Annotated in this window: 1 pseudogene; it reads right to left on the reverse strand. The window is 61.0% G+C overall.

Annotated features, from left to right (window positions below):
* A pseudogene (istB, locus tag HMPREF2924_RS18995) lies at positions 1–423 on the reverse strand (IS21-like element ISPst3 family helper ATPase IstB); the annotation flags it as partial.

Consider the following 423-nt stretch of genomic DNA (forward strand, 5'->3'; position numbering starts at 1 on the left):
CTCATCGTCCTCCGGTTCCTGGCCGCCCTTACGCTTTCGCTCCCGTGATTTGATCTTGGCCTGGGCCGCCAAGCTACTGTGTTGCAGGCGATAGGACTCGTTACCGGTTTCGACGATGTGGCAGTGGTGGGTCAGCCGATCCAGCAGGGCGGTGGTCATCTTGGCGTCGCCGAACACGCTCGACCATTCGGCGAAGCTCAGGTTGGTGGTGATCACCACGCTGGTGTGTTCGTACAGCTTGGATAGCAGGTGAAACAGCAACGCACCGCCGGCCTGGCTGAAGGGCAGATAACCCAGTTCGTCGAGGATGACCAGATCCATGCGCAGCAGTGCCTGGGCGATCCGCCCGGCTTTGCCGTCGTGTTTTTCGCGCTCCAGCAGATTGACCAGATCGACCGTGGAGTAGAAGCGCACGCGCTTGCC

This window comes from Pseudomonas sp. HMSC063H08, assembly GCF_001813645.1.
In the GTDB taxonomy this organism is placed as follows: Bacteria; Pseudomonadota; Gammaproteobacteria; order Pseudomonadales; family Pseudomonadaceae; genus Pseudomonas; species Pseudomonas aeruginosa.